The sequence below is a fragment of the uncultured Jatrophihabitans sp. genome, from assembly GCF_964244045.1.
Taxonomy (GTDB): Bacteria; Actinomycetota; Actinomycetes; order Mycobacteriales; family Jatrophihabitantaceae; genus Jatrophihabitans.
Window position 1 is genome coordinate 1 of the sequence record NZ_CAXTHK010000021.1, and the last position, 3,035, is coordinate 3,035.

At 68.3% G+C, this 3,035-nt stretch carries 2 protein-coding genes, 1 tRNA gene and 1 pseudogene; 2 read left to right on the top strand and 2 right to left on the bottom strand.

The genetic code is table 11. From position 1 onward, the window contains the following. Window positions 1-196: 196 nt before the first annotated feature. Window positions 197-1,363, bottom strand: a complete 1,167-nt coding sequence (locus ACFFC4_RS15210; protein WP_375502342.1) for a tyrosine-type recombinase/integrase — start codon at window positions 1,361-1,363, stop codon at window positions 197-199. 122 nt (window positions 1,364-1,485) lie between these two features. Next, a tRNA-Gly gene (locus ACFFC4_RS15215) sits at window positions 1,486-1,556 on the bottom strand. An 88-nt stretch (window positions 1,557-1,644) separates the two neighbouring features. On the opposite strand from ACFFC4_RS15215, the gene ACFFC4_RS15220 reads away from it, so the two are divergent. Further along, window positions 1,645-2,772: a cysteine--tRNA ligase gene (locus ACFFC4_RS15220; protein WP_375502344.1), complete on the top strand. Its 1,128-nt coding sequence runs from the start codon at window positions 1,645-1,647 to the stop codon at window positions 2,770-2,772. Window positions 2,773-2,776: 4 nt separating this feature from the next. Further along, window positions 2,777-3,035 (top strand): annotated as a pseudogene (locus tag ACFFC4_RS15225) (hypothetical protein); the annotation flags it as partial.

Sequence of the window (3,035 nt, forward strand, 5' to 3'; positions counted from 1 at the left end):
CACCGGTCACCACGATCAGGAACCCGACTTACACCACTCGGCGGGACTCTCCCCAAACCACCACCCTTTTGCTTGTTTATCTAGCCAAGCGCTGATGCCAATGCGAAAGTCTGGCACGGCGTCAGGGCACGTCCGCTGCGGGACTTCAACCCGCGCCAGAACCCTCACTCGCCCACAAGTTTCGACAGTGCGTCCGCTATCTCTGCGTCGCGTCCCTGGCCGCATGCTGATAGCGCATTGCTGCGTTCGTTGTCGAATGCCCGAGGCGTGCCATCACTTCTGCAAGCGAGGCTCCCGCGCGGGTCGCGTACACCGCGCCGGTGTGTCGCAGATCGTGGAACCGCAGATCGGGTCGATCCGCTTTGAGTCGGGCCCGATTGAAGTAGACGAACGTCCGCGAGGACTGGAGATGTTTCGTTGTGTCCGTCGTCGCCGGGAAGAGCAGGGCATCGTCGTCGGAGGTTCCCATCGCTGCGAGGTGCTGCGTCAGCGCCGGCATGACGTGGGGCGGGATCGTGACGTCGCGCTTCCCCGCCTCGCTTTTCGGATCGCCCACGACCGGACCGCCGTTCACGAAGACGACCGCGCGACGGATCCGCACCACGCTTCTGTTGACGTCAATGTCACGTCGTCGTAGCTCGGCCAACTCGCCGTAGCGCAAGGCGCACCAGGCGGCGAGCAGCACCATCGGTCGAAGGCGCACCGGCATCTCGGCAACTATGAGTGCCAACTCATCCAAAGTCGCTGGTTCGGTCTCGCTCGCACGCTTCGCCTGACCTCCTCCGCGGATGCGGCAGGGATTCGCTGACAAGAGTTCGTCGTGAACTGCGGTCGTGCAGATCGTACGAAGCAGCGCATAGGCGTGCGCGCGCTGCCGGGGCTTATTCGCATCGAGCTTCGAGTACCAGTCGCGGACGACGGCCGGCGCGAGTTCACCGACCTGGTGGTGGCCGAGACCTGGGAGGATGCGTCGCTCGAGTAGGTCGCGGTACAAGGCGACCGTGCGCGGCTTGAGCGAGCGTTCGTGAAGCCAAGTGTCCGTGTAGTCGGCCAGCGTGACACGGGCGGCCGCCTGGGCCGTTCGTCTCGCTGCCGGCGAACGCCAGTCGCCGGAGGCGACCAGTCGGTTCTCAGCAGCGAGCCAACCCTCGGCGTCCAGTCTCGTCGTGAAGGTCTCGCTGGCTAAGTGTCGCAGGCCATCCGGACCCAGGTAGCTGGCCTGGAAACGCTTGCTTGGAAGTTTGCGGACGTACCCGAAACCCCTGTGTCCTTGCTTGCCAGCCATGTGCTGTACCTCCTTCGGGACCGAAGGGTCGCAAATGCCTACGCCACACGTGTCCGGTTCTAGGCCCGCGGTTTGCAACGCGGCGTGCGATCCACGTGCGATCCAGCTGGCAATTCCTGCCTGAATTGGCCTGTCCTGCCGCCTCGCGAACCAGCGTCCTGAGGGGCTTGTAGCCCAGCAATTACCGGGATTTTCGATTGAGCGGGCGACGAGAATCGAACTCGCGTAATCAGTTTGGAAGACTGAGGCTCTACCATTGAGCTACGCCCGCGCGGCCCGCATATCGGGCTCGAGACGCACAATACCGGTCCATCCACGCCTGTCGCCCGGGCGCACGGCGGCGCTGGCAGGATGACGACGTGAACCCGTCCCGCCTCACCGGCCCACCCATGCGCCTGCGCCTGGGCGGCGAGCTGCTGCCCATGGTCGGCCACGTACGCATGTACGTCTGCGGCATCACCCCCTACGACGTCACGCACCTCGGCCACGCGTCGACCTTCATCTGGGCCGACGCCGCCGAACGGGTGCTGCGCTGGCACGGGCACACGGTGTCGGTGGCGCGCAACGTCACCGATGTCGACGACGTGCTCTACGCCGAGGCGCGCCGGCGCGGCGAGTCGCACACCATGCTGGCCACCCTGCAGCGAGCGTCCTTCGAGGGAACCATGGCCACGCTACAGGTGCGCCAACCCGATCACTCGCCGAGCGCCGCCCAGCACATCGGGCACGTGGTCCAGCTTGCTGCCGCGCTGCTCGATCGCGGCGCGGCCTACGAGCGCAACGGCACCGTGTACGCCCGCACGGCCGAGACGTACCTGCGCACCGACCTCGACCACGCCACTGCCCTCGAGCGCGCCGGCGAGTTCCATGACGATCCCGACGATCAAGACAAGGACGACCCGCTCGACACCGTCGTCTGGCGCGCCGCCGTCCCCGACGACGAGGTCAGCTGGCCCAGCCCCTGGGGTGACGGCCGGCCCGGGTGGCACGCCGAGTGCGCGGCCATGGTGTTGGCGCTGTACGGCTCGTCACTCGACCTGCACTGCGGTGGCGCCGACCTCGAGTTCCCGCACCACGCCTGCGAGTCGGCGCTGGCCGAGGCGGCAACCGGGGTGGCGCCCTACGCCCGCGGCTGGCTGCGCGCCGGCCTGGTCTCGATCAACGGCGCCAAGATGGCCAAGTCGACGGGCAACCTCGTGCTCGTCGAGGACCTGCTCAAGGACCACTCCCCCGGCGCGGTGCGGTTGCTGTGCCTGAACCGCCCGTGGTCGCGTCCGTGGGATTTCACGACCGCAGCCCTCGACGACGCGGAGACGCTGCTGGAGCGTCTTTACGCGGCCGCCGCAGCACCCGGGTCAGCGCCCGGCGTCGCGGCCGTGCCCGCTTCGTTGCTCGACGACCTGGACGTGCCTCGCGCCCTGGCCATCGCGCTCGAGGACGGCGGCCAGGCGGCGCGCACGTTCATCGAGCTGCTCGCGCTCTCGTGATCCGATGCCCGAGCCGCACGAAGTTTCCGAGCCGCACGAAGTTCCCGAGCCGCCGGAAGTTCCCGAGCCGCTGCAGCGACGCCGAAACCGCCGTCGGGCGACCGCGCAACAGGGCCCGCCCCAGGTCGCCCGCGCCGCCGAGGCACCAAGCGAGCAGGGCGCGCGACCCGCGAGCCGCGCCAGGCCACCCCGGAGCAGTCGCGACGCGAAGGGCCGCGACGCCAAGGGCCGCGACGCCAAGGGCCGCGACGCCAAGGGCCGCG